Consider the following 16664-nt stretch of genomic DNA (forward strand, 5'->3'; position numbering starts at 1 on the left):
ATAAAATTGTGTTACCATCATATAAATACGCAAGAAAAAGTTATAATCACACAATGAAATGTATATTTTTGTATATTGACTAAGGAAATCAACAGGAACCAGTGATACCCAGATAAAATAGCAAAAGGATATGAGAACCGACGTTGTATACATTTCTGATAGTTTGGAAACTACAACGCCCGAATACATATTATATGCTTATAGTAACCTGTATGCCGTCTGGTAAATTGTTTTGGAAAATGCGGAAATAATAGGGAAAAACATCTGATTAAGAGAGGATTTTGATAATCTATTTTGATAAATTGTTGATAACCGTTCGAAAACTAATAATAAAAACGGGAACCAATCGGCTCCCGCTCTTGTTTAACCCAGAATCTGGATTACATGTTCGCGATAATCGCGTCGCCAAACTCTGAGCATTTCAGCAGCTTAGCGCCTTCCATCAGACGTTCGAAGTCATAGGTTACGGTTTTCGCGTTGATCGCGCCTTCCATACCTTTAACAATCAGGTCTGCGGCTTCGAACCATTCCATATGACGCAGCATCATCTCTGCGGAGAGGATGATAGAGCCTGGGTTCACTTTGTCCTGGCCTGCGTATTTTGGTGCAGTACCGTGGGTTGCTTCGAACAGGGCGCACTCGTCGCCGATGTTCGCGCCAGGGGCGATACCGATACCGCCAACCTGTGCCGCCAGGGCGTCAGAAATGTAGTCACCGTTCAGGTTCATACAGGCGATCACGTCGTATTCAGCAGGACGCAGCAGGATCTGCTGCAGGAACGCATCGGCGATCACATCTTTAATGATGATCTCTTTGCCGGTGTTCGGGTTCTTGATCTTCTGCCACGGGCCGCCGTCGATCAGCTCACCGCCGAACTCTTCGGTCGCCAGCTGGTAGCCCCAGTCTTTGAACGCGCCTTCGGTGAACTTCATGATGTTGCCCTTGTGAACCAGGGTCACAGAATCACGGTCATTGGTGATCGCGTATTCAATGGCCGCACGCACCAGGCGCTTGGTCCCTTCTTCAGAGCACGGCTTAATACCGATACCGCAGTGCTCAGGGAAGCGAATTTTCTTCACGCCCATCTCTTCGCGCAGGAATTTAATCACTTTTTCTGCATCAGCAGAGTCCGCTTTCCACTCGATGCCCGCGTAGATGTCTTCTGAGTTTTCGCGGAAGATAACCATGTCGGTCAGTTCAGGGTGCTTAACCGGGCTTGGGGTGCCCTGATAGTAACGAACCGGACGCAGACACACGTACAGGTCCAGCTCCTGACGCAGCGCCACGTTCAGAGAACGGATGCCGCCGCCGACCGGAGTGGTCAGTGGGCCTTTAATAGCAACGCGGTAGTCGCGGATCAGGTCCAGCGTTTCCGCTGGCAGCCAGACGTCCTGGCCATAAACTTGCGTCGATTTCTCACCGGTGTAAATTTCCATCCAGGAAATTTTACGCTCGCCTTTGTAGGCTTTCTCAACAGCGGCATCAACCACTTTCAGCATTGCCGGGGTAACGTCTACACCGATACCGTCGCCTTCGATGAACGGAATAATCGGATTGTGAGGAACGTTAATCTTGCCGTTTTGCAGGGTGATCTTTTTACCTTCCGCCGGAACAACTACTTTGCTTTCCATTAACCTCTCCTTCGAGCGCTTCTGGTTGTTACTGATCTTATGTTAATAAATTGTAATGAGCCCTTCGATAGTACCTGATTGTCCTGCGCCATGAAAGGTCTTCGTTATTAGGCTATAATGCGGCAATTGATAACGCCTGAAAATACCATGAAGAAAACTTCTTTTACAAAACACCGGGTTGAGCGATTCAGCTCGCGACAAGCCGCCAGACGACCGCAAGAAACCCAGCCAAAGCGGGTTATTCTGTTCAATAAACCCTACGATGTTTTGCCGCAGTTTACCGATGAGGCCGGACGCAGCACGCTCAAGGATTACATCCCTGTTCAGGGCGTCTACGCCGCCGGTCGCCTGGACCGGGACAGCGAAGGACTTTTGGTCCTAACCAACGACGGCGCCCTACAGGCAAAGCTTACGCAGCCGGGCAAACGCACCGGCAAAATTTACTTCGTGCAGGTTGAAGGCGAGCCGGACGAAGAGACGCTGGCGAAACTGCGCAGCGGGGTGACGCTGAACGACGGTCCCACCCTGCCCGCCGGTATTGAACGTGTGAATGAGCCGGAGTGGCTGTGGCCGCGTAACCCGCCCATTCGCGAGCGCAAATCCATCCCGACAAGCTGGCTCAAAATCACCCTGTATGAAGGCCGCAACCGCCAGGTGAGGCGAATGACCGCGCACGTCGGCTTCCCTACCCTACGTCTGATTCGCTACGCCATGGGCAGCTACACGCTGGATACGCTGGCAAACGGCGAATGGCGCGACGCTGCCCTTTAAGGAGAAACGATGTTTAAACCTCATGTTACGGTCGCCTGCGTGGTGCACGCGCAGGGAAAATTCCTCGTTGTGGAAGAGAGCATCAACGGCAGGGCGCTGTGGAATCAGCCTGCCGGGCATCTTGAAGCCAATGAAACGTTGCTGCAGGCCGCGAAGCGCGAGCTCTGGGAAGAGACCGGCATTCGCGCTGAGCCCCAGCACTTCATTCGCATGCACCAGTGGATTGCGCCCGACAGCACCCCATTCCTGCGCTTTTTATTCGCCGTTGAGCTTAGCGAAACGTGCGCCACAGAACCGCATGATGACGATATCGATCGCTGCCTGTGGGTCACCGCTGAGGAGATCCTGAACGCGCCAAACCTGCGCTCACCGCTGGTTGCGGAAAGCATCCGCTGCTGGCAGTCAGGCGCACGCCTGCCGCTGGGTGTCATCGGAGAATTTAACTGGCCGTTTACAGAGGGTGTCAACGGTGGGGGGGCGTGATAGAATACGCCGCCTTGAAGTTCAATGTCGTGAGTATTCCATGTCAGATAACAGCCAGAAAAAAGTGATCGTCGGCATGTCCGGCGGTGTCGATTCCTCCGTTTCCGCCTACCTGTTGCAGCAACAGGGCTATAAGGTGGAGGGCCTGTTCATGAAGAACTGGGAGGAAGACGATGGCGAGGAATACTGCACTGCCGCAGCGGATCTCGCCGACGCACAGGCCGTATGCGACAAGCTCGGCATTGAACTGCACACCGTTAACTTTGCCGCAGAATACTGGGACAACGTCTTTGAACTGTTCCTTGAAGAGTACAAAGCGGGCCGTACCCCGAACCCGGATATTCTGTGCAACAAAGAGATCAAATTTAAAGCCTTCCTGGAATTCGCCGCGGAAGATCTGGGCGCTGACTACATTGCGACCGGTCACTACGTGCGTCGTGCGGACGTGAATGGCAAAAGCCAGCTGCTGCGCGGCCTCGACGGCAATAAAGATCAGAGCTACTTCCTTTATACGCTGAGCCACGAACAGATTGCGCAAAGCCTGTTCCCGGTCGGCGAACTGGAAAAGCCGGAAGTGCGTAAAATTGCCGAAGAGCTGGACCTGATCACCGCGAAGAAAAAAGACTCCACCGGTATCTGCTTTATCGGCGAGCGCAAATTCCGTGATTTCCTGGGCCGCTACCTGCCTGCACAGCCAGGTAAAATTGTCACCGTTGATGGCGACGAGATTGGTCAGCATCAGGGGCTGATGTACCACACCTTAGGCCAGCGTAAAGGCCTGGGTATTGGTGGGACGAAAGAAGGCAGCGAAGATCCGTGGTACGTGGTCGACAAAGACGTCGAAAACAATATTCTGGTGGTGGCTCAGGGTCACGACCACCCGCGTCTGATGTCCGTTGGCCTTATCGCACAGCAGTTGCACTGGGTCGATCGCGAGCCCCTGAAAGGCACGCTGCGCTGCACGGTGAAAACGCGCTACCGCCAGACCGATATTCCTTGCACCATCACCGCGCTTGATGACGACCGTATTGACGTCCGTTTCGACGAGCCGGTCGCCGCCGTTACCCCGGGCCAGTCTGCTGTCTTCTACAGCGGCGAAATCTGCCTGGGCGGCGGGATCATTGAACAGCGCCTGCCGCTGCCCGCTGTTTAACCGATTGCACACATAAAGGAGACCGTGTGGCGAAGAATTATTATGACATCACCCTGGCGCTGGCAGGAATTTGCCAGTCTGCTCGTCTGGTGCAACAGCTGGCGCATCAGGGTCACTGTGACGCTGATGCCCTGCACGTTTCGCTCAACAGCGTTATCGACCTCAACCCCGGTTCAACCCTGGGCGTGTTCGGCGGCAGCGAAACCAATCTTCGTCTCGGTCTTGAAACCCTGCTTGGCGTGCTTAACGCCAGTAGCCGTCAGGGGTTAAACGCGGAACTGACCCGCTACACCTTAAGCCTGATGGTGCTTGAGCGTAAGCTGAGCGCGGCGAAAGGCGCGCTCAATACCCTGGGCGATCGCATCGCCGGGCTACAGCGTCAGCTCGACCATTTTGACCTGCAGTCTGAAACGCTGCTGAGCGCCATGGCGGGCATTTACGTTGATGTCATCAGCCCGCTGGGCCCGCGCATTCAGGTCACCGGCTCCCCTGCCGTACTGCAAAGCCCTCAGGTGCAGGCGAAGGTCCGCGCTTCCCTGCTGGCTGGGATCCGCGCCGCCGTGCTGTGGCATCAGGTTGGCGGTGGCCGCCTGCAGTTAATGTTTTCTCGTAATCGCCTGACCACTCAGGCAAAACAAATTCTTGCTCATTGTTAACCTCCCGGAGTTGCGAATTATGGAATTATCCTCACTGACCGCCGTATCCCCTGTCGATGGACGCTACGGCGATAAAGTCAGCGCGCTGCGCGGGATCTTCAGCGAATATGGTTTGCTGAAGTTCCGTGTTCAGGTTGAAGTACGCTGGCTGCAGAAGCTGGCCGCCCAGGCAGCAATCAAGGAAGTTCCTGCTTTTGACGAAAAGGCAAACGATTACCTTGATAAAATCGTTGCTGAGTTTAGCGAAGAAGATGCCGCGCGCATTAAGACCATTGAACGCACCACCAACCACGACGTGAAAGCGGTTGAGTACTTCCTGAAAGAGAAAGTGGAAAGCGTCCCGGCCCTGCATGCGGTATCCGAGTTCATTCACTTCGCCTGTACGTCCGAAGATATCAATAACCTGTCTCACGCGCTGATGCTCTCCACCGCGCGTAAAGAAGTGGTGCTGCCTTACTGGCGTAAAATCATCGACGCGGTGAAAGCGCTGTCCGTGGAATACCGCGACATTCCGCTGCTTTCCCGTACTCACGGCCAGCCAGCCACCCCATCCACGATGGGTAAAGAGATGGCGAACGTGGCGTACCGGATGGAGCGCCAATACCGTCAGCTGGAGCAGGTTGAAATTCTGGGTAAAATCAACGGCGCGGTCGGTAACTACAATGCCCACATTGCCGCGTACCCGGAAGTGGACTGGCATCAGTTCAGCGAAGAGTTCGTGACCTCTCTGGGGATCCAGTGGAACCCGTACACCACCCAGATTGAGCCGCACGACTACATTGCAGAGCTGTTTGACTGCATCGCGCGCTTCAACACCATCCTGATCGACTTCGATCGCGACGTGTGGGGCTACATCGCGCTGAACCACTTCAAGCAGAAGACCATCGCCGGAGAAATTGGCTCCTCCACCATGCCGCACAAAGTGAACCCAATCGACTTCGAAAACTCCGAAGGCAATCTGGGCCTGGCGAATGCCGTGCTGCAGCATATGGCGAGCAAGCTGCCGGTTTCCCGCTGGCAGCGCGACCTGACCGATTCCACCGTGCTGCGTAACCTGGGCGTGGGCATTGGCTACGCGCTGATCGCGTATCAGTCCACCCTCAAGGGCGTGAGTAAGCTCGAAGTGAACCGTGACCGTCTTCTGGACGAGCTGGATCACAACTGGGAAGTATTGGCAGAGCCGATTCAGACCGTGATGCGCCGCTACGGTATCGAAAAACCGTACGAGAAGCTGAAAGAGCTGACCCGCGGTAAACGCGTCGATGCCGAAGGCATGAAACAGTTTATCGACGGTCTGGCACTGCCGGAAGAAGAGAAAACCCGCCTGAAGGCCATGACTCCGGCGAATTACATTGGCCGCGCCATCACCATGGTTGATGAGCTGAAGTAATGTTCCTTCCCCCCCTTTCCGCCCGGAAAGGGGGTTGCTTTTCCCCGGTTTACTGAATGTTTATCCCCACAGCAACATAATCAGCGTTAAACTATTCATACTATTTATTCTGGGAGAAAAGATGATGCGCGTACTGGTTGTTGAGGATAACGCATTGCTACGCCACCACCTGAAGGTTCAGCTTCAGGAGATGGGACATCAGGTGGATGATGCTGAAGATGCAAAAGAAGCCGATTATTATCTCAATGAACACCTGCCGGACATCGCCATTGTCGATTTAGGCCTGCCTGATGAAGACGGCCTGTCGTTAATTCGTCGCTGGCGCAGCCATGACGTTTCCCTGCCAGTTCTGGTTCTCACCGCCCGCGAAGGGTGGCAGGACAAAGTTGAAGTGCTCAGCGCCGGTGCGGATGATTACGTCACCAAACCGTTTCACATTGAAGAAGTGGCGGCGCGCATGCAGGCGCTGTTACGCCGCAACAGCGGGCTGGCTTCACAGGTTATCTCCATTCCGCCTTTCCAGGTGGATCTCTCCCGTCGCGAGCTGTCGATTAACGATGAAGTGATCAAGCTCACCGCGTTCGAATACACCATTATGGAAACGCTGATCCGTAACAGCGGAAAAGTAGTGAGCAAAGACTCCTTAATGCTCCAGCTCTACCCTGATGCTGAGCTGCGCGAGAGTCACACCATCGACGTGCTGATGGGCCGTTTGCGTAAGAAAATTCAGGCGCAGTATCCGCAGGACGTGATTACGACCGTCCGCGGCCAGGGCTACCTGTTCGAATTACGCTAAATGAGACGGATTTTGCGCCACATTCTGCCCCTCTCGCTGCGGGTTCGTTTTTTACTGGCAACGGCCGCGGTGGTGCTGGTGCTGTCGCTCTCCTACGGTCTGGTCGCCCTGGTGGGCTACAGCGTCAGCTTCGATAAAACGACCTTTCGACTGTTACGCGGCGAAAGTAATCTGTTTTATACCCTGGCCACATGGGAAGACAACCACATCACCGTTGAAATGCCGGAGAACCTGGATCAACAGAGTCCTACTTTAGCCCTGATTTACAATGAAAAGGGAAAGTTGCTTTGGGCGCAACGCGATATTCCGTGGCTGGCGAAAAGCATTCGTCCGGAGTGGCTCAAAACCAACGGGTTTCATGAGATAGAAGCCGATCTCAATACCACCAGCACGCTGATTCGCGAAGATCGCTCGATGCAGCAAAAGCTCAATGAAATCCGGGCTGACGACGCCGAGACGGAAATGACGCACTCAGTGGCGATCAATATCTACCCGGCGACCATGAACATGCCACAGTTAACCATTGTGGTGATCGACACCATTCCGGTTGAGCTAAAACGTTCCTATAAGGTCTGGGGCTGGTTCGTTTATGTTCTGGCCGCAAACCTGCTGCTGGTGATCCCGCTGCTTTGGGTGGCGGCGTGGTGGAGCTTGCGCCCTATTGAGTCCCTGGCGCGAGAGGTGCGCGAGCTTGAGGAACATCATCGTGAAAAGCTCAATCCGGAAACCACCCGTGAGCTGACCAGCCTGGTGCGTAACCTCAATCGCCTGCTGAAAAGCGAGCGTGAACGCTATGATAAGTACCGTACGACCCTGACCGACCTCACCCACAGCCTGAAAACGCCGCTGGCCGTAATGCAAAGCACCCTGCGTTCCATGCGCAGCTCAAGGCTGAGCGTCGACGATGCCGAGCCGGTGATGCTGGAACAAATCAGCCGAATCTCGCAGCAAATTGGCTACTATCTGCACCGCGCCAGCATGCGTTCCGGCAGCGCGCTCCTGAGCCGCGAGCTGCACCCGGTGGCCCCGCTGCTGGATAATCTCACGTCCGCCCTTAACAAGGTGTATCAGCGTAAAGGGGTCAACATCAGCCTCGACATTTCGCCTGAAATTAGCTTTGTTGGCGAAAAAAATGACTTTATGGAAGTGATGGGGAACCTGCTGGATAACGCCTGTAAATACTGCCTGGAGTTTGTTGAAGTATCGGCGCGCCAGACGGATAACGAGTTACACATTATCGTTGAGGATGATGGCCCCGGGATCCCGCTTAATAAACGTGATGTGGTGTTCGATCGCGGTCAGCGAGCGGATACGCTGCGCCCCGGTCAGGGCGTGGGTTTAGCCGTCGCCCGCGAGATTGTCGACCAGTATGACGGAAAAATCGAAACCAGCGAAAGCTTGCTCGGCGGGGCCAGAATGGAAGTGATTTTTGGTCGTCAGCAGCCCACATCGGACGATAGTTAACCCGTTATGTGAAAAATGCGAGGATCTCGCAGCCGGGGGGCTGAGCTTCCGTTATAATCCGAGTCAGTAAGAGCCTGCGGAAAAAAAAATATGGATTATCATTTAACACTTAACTGGCCCGAGTTTATTGAACGTTACTGGCAAAAGCGCCCGGTGGTTCTGAAACGCGGGTTCAGCAACTTTGTCGACCCTATCTCACCTGACGAGCTGGCCGGTCTGGCCATGGAAAACGAAGTCGACAGCCGTCTGGTCAGCCACCAGGACGGGAAATGGCAGGTCAGCCACGGTCCTTTCGAAAGCTACGATCATCTCGGCGAAAGCAACTGGTCGCTGCTGGTGCAGGCGGTTAACCACTGGCACGAGCCGACTGCCGCGCTAATGCGCCCGTTCCGCGCCCTGCCCGACTGGCGAATGGACGATCTGATGATCTCCTTCTCCGTACCTGGCGGCGGCGTGGGTCCGCATCTGGACCAGTACGACGTGTTTATCATTCAGGGCACGGGCCGCCGCCGCTGGCGCGTGGGCGAAAAAGTGCCGATGAAGCAGCACTGCCCGCACCCGGATCTGCTTCAGGTGGATCCGTTCGAAGGCATTATCGACGAAGAGCTGGAGCCAGGCGATATTCTCTACATTCCGCCAGGATTCCCTCACGAAGGTTACTCCCTGGAGAACTCGCTGAACTACTCTGTCGGGTTCCGCGCGCCGAGCGGCCGCGAGATGATCAGCGGCTTTGCCGACTATGTCCTGCAGCGCGAGCTGGGAAGCTATCGCTACAGCGATCCGGATGTGCCTGCACGCGAGCATCCGGCAGACATCGTGCCAGAAGAGCTGGATAAGCTGCGCGGCATGATGCTGGATCTGATCAACCAGCCGGAACATTTCAGGCAGTGGTTTGGCGAATTTATTAGCCAGTCACGTCACGAGCTGGACGTTGCACCGCCGGAGCCGCCGTATCAGGCAGATGAGATCTATGATGCGCTGCAGCAGGGTGACAAGCTGGTTCGTCTGGGCGGATTACGCGTGCTGCGCATTGGTGAAGAGGTCTTCGTCAACGGTGAGAAGCTCGACTCCCCGCACCGCCCGGCGCTGGAAGCCATTGCCAGCCATATGGTACTGACTGCAGAAACCTTTGGCGACGCGCTGGAAGACCCATCCTTCCTCGCGATGCTGGCCGCGCTGGTCAACAGCGGGTACTGGTTCTTTGAGGACTGAGTTGTGATATTTGCCCGGTGGCGCTTCGCCACCGGGCTTTTTCTTACCGCTTCGCGGTTAACTCGGCTATGCGCACAATCACCTTCACCGCCTTTTCCATCCCTTCCAGCGTCACAAACTCATGCTTGCCGTGGTAGTTATAGCCACCGGTAAACAGGTTCGGGCACGGTAGCCCCATAAACGATAGCTGCGAGCCGTCAGTGCCGCCGCGAATCGGTTTTAAGACCGGTTCAATATCGCAGTCTCGCATCGCCTGCTGGGCGATATCCAGAATGTGCGGATGGGCCATCACCTTGTCGCGCATATTGTAATAGCTGTCTTCAATGATCAGCTCAATATAGCAGTCAGGATGCAATCCCTTCCCAACCTTCTTGGCGATCTCCATCATTTTGCGCTTGCGCGCCTCAAAAGCTTTACGGTCAAAATCGCGGATGATGTAGTGCATCTGCGCGCTGTCCACGGTGCCTTTGATGCTGGTGAGGTGATAAAAGCCCTCGTACCCCTCTGTCTGTTCAGGGCTCTCTTCCGCCGGGACTTCCGCATGAATACGCGACGCCAGCGACAGCGCGTTCACCATCACCCCTTTGGCAGACCCGGGGTGAACGTTGTTTCCGACAATTTTTATGGTCACCGACGCCGCGTTGAAGTTTTCATACTCCAGCTCGCCCACGCCACCGCCGTCGACGGTATACGCCCACTGCGCGTTAAAAGCGTCCACGTCGAAGTGCTTCGCGCCCTTACCTACCTCTTCATCTGGGGTAAAAGCAACGCGGATGTCCCCGTGCGGGATGTTTTTACCTTTCAGCACTGCCAGCGCCGTCATGATTTCCGCGATGCCCGCCTTGTCATCCGCCCCCAGCAGCGTTTTGCCGTCGGTGGTGATCAGCGTCTGGCCGAGCAACTGGTGCAGCACCGGGAACATCACCGGCGACAGCACTTCGTCGCCAATCCCCAGCGCGATATCACCGCCGCGGTAGTTTTCCACGATCTGCGGGTTCACGTGTTTGCCGCTAAAATCAGGTGAGGTATCGACATGAGAAATAAAGCCAATCGCCGGAATATCACCCGGCACATTCGCCGGCAGCGTTCCCATCACAGTGCCTTTTTCGCTTAACGTGACGTTGACCAGCCCCATGGCCTCAAGCTGCTCTTTAAGCAGGTTTAACAACTTCCACTGGCCTTCGGTGCTTGGCACCTGGCGGACACCCGGCTTAGATTGGGTATCCAGCGAAACATACTGTAAAAAACGCTCAAGTAATTTATCCATGCAGTCACCCTCACTTTTTGTGACAACATTATCAGTAAGCATCAAAACGCAAATATTGCGTCAGGTCACTTTTATCCCGCAAACGAGAACTTTTTACGTTTATATCTTTATGCGTTAATAAATGTAGCTTATGAATCAGTGACAAGGATTGGCGATTACGGGGGATTGCCGTAGAATGTCCGCCCTCATTACGAGTCACCAAGGTGGTTACACACAAACCCCGCTTCAGTCTGCTGCCTGAGGCGTCTATATGGGACAGCGCAAAAATTGAATACACAATCCCGTTCTCGTTCACCGCTGGTGCAACTGGAACGAATTCGTAAAAGCTTTGATGGCAAAGACGTCATTTCCGACCTCAACCTGACCATCAATGATGGTGAGTTTCTTACGCTGCTTGGCCCTTCCGGCTGCGGCAAAACTACCGTACTGCGCCTTATCGCCGGGCTGGAAAGCGTTGATAATGGCCGCATCCATCTTGAGAACCAGGACATAACCCAGGTTCCTGCCGAAGATCGCCACGTCAATACCGTTTTTCAGAGCTACGCCCTGTTCCCGCACATGACCGTGTTTGAGAACGTGGCGTTTGGCTTGCGGATGCAAAAAACCCCGGCTAATGAGATCGAACCGCGCGTCACCGAAGCCCTGCGCATGGTTCAGTTGGAGACGTTTGCCCAGCGAAAGCCCCACCAGCTCTCCGGCGGTCAGCAGCAGCGCGTGGCCATTGCCCGCGCGGTCGTCAATAAACCGCGCCTGCTTCTGCTGGATGAATCCCTCTCCGCGCTAGATTACAAGCTGCGCAAGCAGATGCAGAACGAGCTGAAAGCGCTACAGCGCAAGCTCGGTATTACCTTTGTCTTTGTCACCCACGATCAGGAAGAGGCGCTGACCATGTCAGACCGTATCGTGGTAATGCGTGACGGTAAGATTGAGCAGGACGGTACGCCGCGTGAAATTTACGAAGAGCCGAAAAACCTGTTTGTCGCGAGCTTTATTGGCGAGATCAATATCTTCAACGCCACCGTACTTGAGCGTCTGGATGCACAGCGCGTTCGCGCGAACGTCGAGGGACGCGACTGCATTATCACCGTGAACTTTGCCGTCGAGAAAGGACAAAAACTCAACGTCCTGCTGCGCCCGGAAGATCTCCGCGTTGATGAGATCCACGACACGGCCGACGTCGAAGGTCTGATCGGTTACGTTCGCGAACGTAACTATAAAGGGATGACCCTCGAGTCCGTTGTGGAACTGGAGAACGGCAAAATGGTGATGGTCAGCGAATTCTTTAACGAGGACGATCCTGACTTTGACCACTCTCTTGACCAGAAAATGGTTATCAACTGGGTAGAAAGCTGGGAGGTTGTGCTGGCTGATGAAGAACACAAGTAAGTTCCAGAAGGTGGTCATTGCCACTATCGTCGGTTGGCTTGTGTTATTTGTCTTTTTACCCAACCTGATGATCATCGCCACCAGCTTCCTGACCCGCGACGATGCAAACTTCGTTTCGCTGGTCTTTACGCTGGACAACTACGCGCGCCTGCTCGATCCGCTCTATTTCGACGTGCTGTTGCACTCGCTCAATATGGCGCTGATTGCCACCGTGGCCTGCCTGCTGCTGGGGTACCCTTTCGCATGGTTCCTGGCGGGACTGCCGCAAAAGGTGCGCCCGCTGCTGCTGTTTCTGCTGATTGTGCCGTTCTGGACCAACTCGCTGATTCGCATCTACGGGCTGAAAATCTTCCTCAGCACCAAAGGCTACCTCAACGCGTTTCTGCTGTGGCTGGGCGTGATTGATACGCCAGTGCGCATCATGTTTACCCCAGGTGCGGTAATCATTGGCCTGGTCTATATCCTGCTGCCGTTTATGGTGATGCCGCTCTACTCCAGCATTGAGAAGCTCGATAAACCGCTGCTGGAAGCGGCAAAAGATCTGGGGGCCAGCAAGCTGCAGACCTTTATCCGCATTATCATTCCGCTGACCATGCCCGGTATTATTGCGGGCTGTCTGCTGGTGATGCTCCCGGCGATGGGCCTGTTCTACGTGTCTGACCTGATGGGCGGGGCGAAAAACCTGCTTATCGGCAACGTGATTAAGAGCCAGTTCCTGAACATTCGCGACTGGCCGTTCGGCTCCGCGACCAGCATTACGCTCACGGTGGTGATGGGGCTGATGCTGCTGGTCTACTGGCGCGCTTCTCGCCTGCTCAACAAGAAGGTGGAACTCGAATGATCGGTCGACTGCTTCGCGGCGGTTTTATGACCGCCATTTACGCTTACCTTTATATCCCGATTATCATTTTGATCGTGAACTCGTTTAACAGCTCGCGGTTCGGGATCAACTGGCAGGGGTTTACCACCAACTGGTACAGCCTGCTGATGAACAATGACAGCCTGCTGCAGGCCGCACAGCACTCGCTGACGATGGCGATCGTTTCCGCCACCTTCGCCACGCTGATTGGCTCGCTGACCGCCGTGGCGCTGTATCGCTACCGTTTTCGCGGCAAGCCGTTCGTCAGCGGCATGCTGTTTGTAGTGATGATGTCGCCGGACATCGTGATGGCGATTTCGCTGCTGGTGCTGTTTATGCTGCTGGGCGTACAGCTTGGCTTCTGGTCGCTGCTGTTTTCCCATATCACCTTCTGCCTGCCGTTTGTGGTGGTCACCGTCTACGCGCGTCTGAAAGGGTTCGACGTGCGCATGCTGGAAGCGGCGAAAGATCTGGGTGCCAGCGAGACGATCATCCTGCGCAAAATCATCCTGCCGCTGGCGATGCCTGCCGTCGCCGCCGGATGGCTGCTCAGCTTTACCCTGTCGATGGATGACGTCGTGGTTTCCTCCTTCGTGACCGGGCCGAGCTACGAAATTCTGCCGTTGAAGATCTATTCGATGGTAAAAGTTGGCGTCTCACCGGAGGTGAACGCGCTGGCGACCATACTGCTGCTGTTTTCGCTGGTTCTGGTGATCGCCAGCCAGGTTCTTGCTCGTGATAAAACAAAATCTCAGGGGACAATGAAATGAAAAAAATGCTCGCCGCTGCGGCGCTGGTGCTTGGCATGGGTGCCGCGCACGCTGATGACAGCAAAACGCTCTACTTCTACAACTGGACGGAATACGTGCCGCCGGGCCTGTTGGAACAGTTCACAAAGGAGACGGGCATCAAGGTGATCTACTCGACCTACGAGTCGAATGAAACCATGTACGCCAAGCTCAAAACCTACAAGGACGGCGCCTACGATCTGGTGGTTCCTTCCACGTACTTTGTCGACAAAATGCGCAAAGAGGGCATGATCCAGAAGATCGACAAAACGAAGCTAACTAATTTTTCAAACCTCGATCCTGAGATGCTCAACAAGCCTTTCGACCCGAATAACGACTACTCCATTCCGTACATCTGGGGCGCGACGGCGATTGGCGTGAACAGCGAGGCCATCGATCCGAAAACGGTCACCGGCTGGGCGGATCTGTGGAAACCGGAATACAAAGGCAGCCTGCTGTTAACCGATGACGCGCGTGAAGTGTTCCAGATCGCGCTGCGTAAACTTGGCTATTCCGGTAACACCACCGATCCGAAAGAGATCGACGCGGCTTACAACGAGCTGAAAAAGCTGATGCCTAACGTGGCGGCATTCAACTCTGATAACCCGGCAAACCCGTATATGGAAGGCGAAGTAAACCTGGGGATGGTGTGGAACGGCTCTGCGTATGTTGCCCGTCAGGCCGGGACGCCGCTGGAGGTGGTCTGGCCGAAGGAAGGCGGGATCTTCTGGATGGATAGCCTCGCGATCCCGGCCAACGCGAAGAACGTGGACGGTGCGCTGAAGCTGATTAATTTCCTGCTGCGTCCGGACGTGGCGAAACAGGTAGCCGAGACGATTGGCTACCCGACGCCAAACCTGGCCGCCCGCAAGCTGCTGAAGCCTGACGTGGCTAACGATAAGTCACTCTATCCGGATGCCGAAACCATCAGCAAAGGAGAATGGCAGAACGATGTAGGCGACGCGAGCCGCCTTTACGAAGAGTATTATCAGAAGTTAAAAGCAGGTCGTTAATGCAATACATAACGGGCGACGCAACGTCGCCCGTTACTCTTACAGCCCCTTCAGAAGCTTATCTACAAACGCTGGCACCACCTCGCTCGCCAGGCCATATTGCTTCTCTTCAAACTCGCTGCCCACCTGGCTCGGCTCCAGATTGAGCTCCACCGTATGCGCCCCGTGCAGTCGCGCTTCGTGAACAAACCCCGCCGCCGGGTAAACGTGCCCTGATGTGCCAATAGCGATAAACACGTCCGCCATCGCCAGCGCGCTGTAGATCTCATCCATCCCCAGCGGCATTTCGCCAAACCAGACCACGTGCGGACGCAGGCGCGACGGGAACTGGCAGCAGTGGCACTTGTCCTCTGGCAGCACGTCCTCTTTCCAGTCCAGCACCTGGCCGCTCCAGGCGCAGCGAACTTTAAGCAGCTCGCCATGCATGTGGATGATGTTCTTGTTACCTGCCCGCTCGTGCAGGTTGTCGATATTCTGCGTCACCAGCAGAAAGCGGTCCCCGAGCGCCTCTTCCAGCTTCGCCAGCGCCAGATGCGCCGCGTTTGGCGCAATCTCAGGCTGCTGAAGCTGCCGACGGCGAGCGTTGTAAAACGCCTGCACGAGATCCGGATCGCGGGCAAAGCCTTCCGGCGTCGCCACGTCCTCGACGCGGTGCTCTTCCCACAGCCCGTCTGCCGCACGGAAGGTTTGAATTCCTGACTCGGCGGAGATCCCCGCTCCGGTCAGTACCACCACTCTGGGTTTATCCATCGCTTCAGGCATGATTCTGTCTCTGAAAAAGATCCGCTGGCGCAAGCGCTCTCGTAAGCGGCGTTTGTTTTTGCGAAAACGGCTGAGTCGACCCTGGCGACGCGACAGCATAAAGACCTCGTAAACTAATCGGTGAGATGAAGGAATGCGGCTCCGCGCATGCCTCCCGCGTCCCCGTGTCGCGCGCGTTCAATGCGCGGCACGCGGGCGACCGGCAATAAATGTCGGGGCAGACGCCCGGACAACCGTTCCGTAATCGCAGTAAAGTTTGACAGCCCTCCCCCGATCACCAGCAGATCCGGGTCGACGATGGTGAGAATATTTCCCAGACACACCGCCAGCAGATCCAGATAGCGCTCGACGTGTTCACGCGCCTGCGCATCCCCCTGCTCCCACAGGGTAATAATTTGAGGGGCCTCAAGTTTCTGATGATAGAAGTGTTCGTAAAGCCATGCAAACCCGCGTCCTGAGAGATAGTTCTCGATACAGCCGTGCTGGCCGCAGCCGCAGCGGGTCAGCGGGAAATCACGCCCTACCACCTCCAGCGCATCCACCGGGAGACGGATATGACCAAACTCCCCGGTGATGTAGCTGCGCCCGGTAATCGGCTTGCCGTTGATGACAATCCCCCCGCCTACGCCGGTACCGAGGATCAGCCCCATCACCAGCGGATAGCGGCGGAATTCATCGTCCCAGGCTTCAGAGAGGGCAAAGCAGTTGGCATCGTTATCTAAACGCACGTCGCGTTCTAGGAGGGCCGAGAGGTCGGCGCGGAGCGGTTTACCGCTGGCGGCAGGCACGTTGGCGGCATACAGCGTGCCATCATCGGTTTCCGGCATCCCCGGAATACCGATGCCGACGCTGCCTTTCACGCCAAAGCGTTCATCCGCCTGCGCCACCAGCGCAGTAATGGCGGTTAAAAATTCATCGTAGCTTTCGCGCGGCGTGGGAACGCGGGTTTCCCACTGCAGTTTGAGGTCTTTATCAAACACGCCGAGCGCAATCTTGGTGCCGCCAATATCAAATCCATAATACATAACGCATT

16 protein-coding genes are annotated in these 16664 nt (G+C 55.4%); 12 read left to right on the forward strand and 4 right to left on the reverse strand.

What is annotated here, in order from left to right:
- Positions 1-380 precede the first annotated feature (380 nt).
- On the reverse strand, positions 381-1631 hold the full coding sequence (icd, locus tag IM284_RS05620; RefSeq protein ID WP_003857898.1) for an NADP-dependent isocitrate dehydrogenase: 1251 nt from the start codon (positions 1629-1631) through the stop codon (positions 381-383).
- A gap of 117 nt (positions 1632-1748) precedes the next feature.
- Here icd and rluE point away from each other — a divergent pair, with 117 nt between their 5' ends.
- The 8 genes from rluE (at position 1749) to IM284_RS05660 (ending at position 9556) form a co-directional block, all read left to right on the forward strand.
- A complete protein-coding gene (gene rluE / locus IM284_RS05625) occupies positions 1749-2402 on the forward strand; it encodes a 23S rRNA pseudouridine(2457) synthase RluE (RefSeq protein ID WP_047368300.1) in 654 nt (217 codons plus the stop codon).
- Positions 2403-2411: 9 nt separating this feature from the next.
- Positions 2412-2885, forward strand: a complete 474-nt coding sequence (locus IM284_RS05630) for an NUDIX hydrolase (RefSeq protein WP_028012752.1) — start codon at positions 2412-2414, stop codon at positions 2883-2885.
- A 40-nt stretch (positions 2886-2925) separates the two neighbouring features.
- Positions 2926-4038 (forward strand): tRNA 2-thiouridine(34) synthase MnmA, encoded by a 1113-nt coding sequence (gene mnmA, locus IM284_RS05635; RefSeq protein WP_028012751.1) that lies wholly within the window; start codon positions 2926-2928, stop codon positions 4036-4038.
- A 26-nt stretch (positions 4039-4064) separates the two neighbouring features.
- Entirely contained in the window at positions 4065-4694 is a 630-nt protein-coding gene (gene hflD, locus IM284_RS05640) for a high frequency lysogenization protein HflD (protein ID WP_013097081.1), read from the forward strand.
- Between the two features lie 19 nt (positions 4695-4713).
- Entirely contained in the window at positions 4714-6084 is a 1371-nt protein-coding gene (purB, locus tag IM284_RS05645; RefSeq protein ID WP_014883421.1) for an adenylosuccinate lyase, read from the forward strand.
- A 124-nt stretch (positions 6085-6208) separates the two neighbouring features.
- Complete coding sequence (gene phoP, locus IM284_RS05650; RefSeq protein ID WP_025911763.1) at positions 6209-6880, forward strand: two-component system response regulator PhoP; 672 nt, start codon at positions 6209-6211, stop codon at positions 6878-6880.
- Entirely contained in the window at positions 6881-8344 is a 1464-nt protein-coding gene (gene phoQ / locus IM284_RS05655) for a two-component system sensor histidine kinase PhoQ (protein WP_045630113.1), read from the forward strand.
- A gap of 90 nt (positions 8345-8434) precedes the next feature.
- Entirely contained in the window at positions 8435-9556 is a 1122-nt protein-coding gene (locus IM284_RS05660; RefSeq protein WP_047368299.1) for a cupin domain-containing protein, read from the forward strand.
- Positions 9557-9599: 43 nt separating this feature from the next.
- On the opposite strand, the gene pepT is transcribed toward IM284_RS05660, so the two are convergent.
- A complete protein-coding gene (gene pepT / locus IM284_RS05665; RefSeq protein ID WP_032644861.1) occupies positions 9600-10823 on the reverse strand; it encodes a peptidase T in 1224 nt (407 codons plus the stop codon).
- Positions 10824-11060: 237 nt separating this feature from the next.
- Here pepT and potA point away from each other — a divergent pair, with 237 nt between their 5' ends.
- Genes potA through potD form a run of 4 tightly spaced genes read left to right on the forward strand, consistent with a single transcriptional unit; the run spans position 11061 to position 14869 of the window.
- Complete coding sequence (gene potA, locus IM284_RS05670) at positions 11061-12209, forward strand: spermidine/putrescine ABC transporter ATP-binding protein PotA (protein WP_167401640.1); 1149 nt, start codon at positions 11061-11063, stop codon at positions 12207-12209.
- Entirely contained in the window at positions 12193-13050 is an 858-nt protein-coding gene (gene potB, locus IM284_RS05675) for a spermidine/putrescine ABC transporter permease PotB (protein ID WP_041910497.1), read from the forward strand. Before potA ends, potB begins: the two co-directional genes overlap by 17 nt.
- Entirely contained in the window at positions 13047-13838 is a 792-nt protein-coding gene (gene potC / locus IM284_RS05680; protein ID WP_028012744.1) for a spermidine/putrescine ABC transporter permease PotC, read from the forward strand. The genes potB and potC overlap by 4 nt, the downstream gene beginning before the upstream one ends.
- A complete protein-coding gene (gene potD, locus IM284_RS05685) occupies positions 13835-14869 on the forward strand; it encodes a spermidine/putrescine ABC transporter substrate-binding protein PotD (protein WP_028012743.1) in 1035 nt (344 codons plus the stop codon). The genes potC and potD overlap by 4 nt, the downstream gene beginning before the upstream one ends.
- A 39-nt stretch (positions 14870-14908) precedes the next feature.
- On the opposite strand, the gene cobB is transcribed toward potD, so the two are convergent.
- Both cobB and nagK read right to left on the reverse strand, forming a co-directional pair.
- Positions 14909-15730: a Sir2 family NAD+-dependent deacetylase gene (cobB, locus tag IM284_RS05690; protein WP_041910499.1), complete on the reverse strand. Its 822-nt coding sequence runs from the start codon at positions 15728-15730 to the stop codon at positions 14909-14911.
- Positions 15731-15744: 14 nt separating this feature from the next.
- Entirely contained in the window at positions 15745-16656 is a 912-nt protein-coding gene (gene nagK / locus IM284_RS05695; RefSeq protein ID WP_028012741.1) for an N-acetylglucosamine kinase, read from the reverse strand.
- Positions 16657-16664: the final 8 nt, after the last annotated feature.

Source organism: Enterobacter cloacae complex sp. P12RS (assembly GCF_014895875.1).
In the GTDB taxonomy this organism is placed as follows: Bacteria; Pseudomonadota; Gammaproteobacteria; order Enterobacterales; family Enterobacteriaceae; genus Enterobacter; species Enterobacter bugandensis.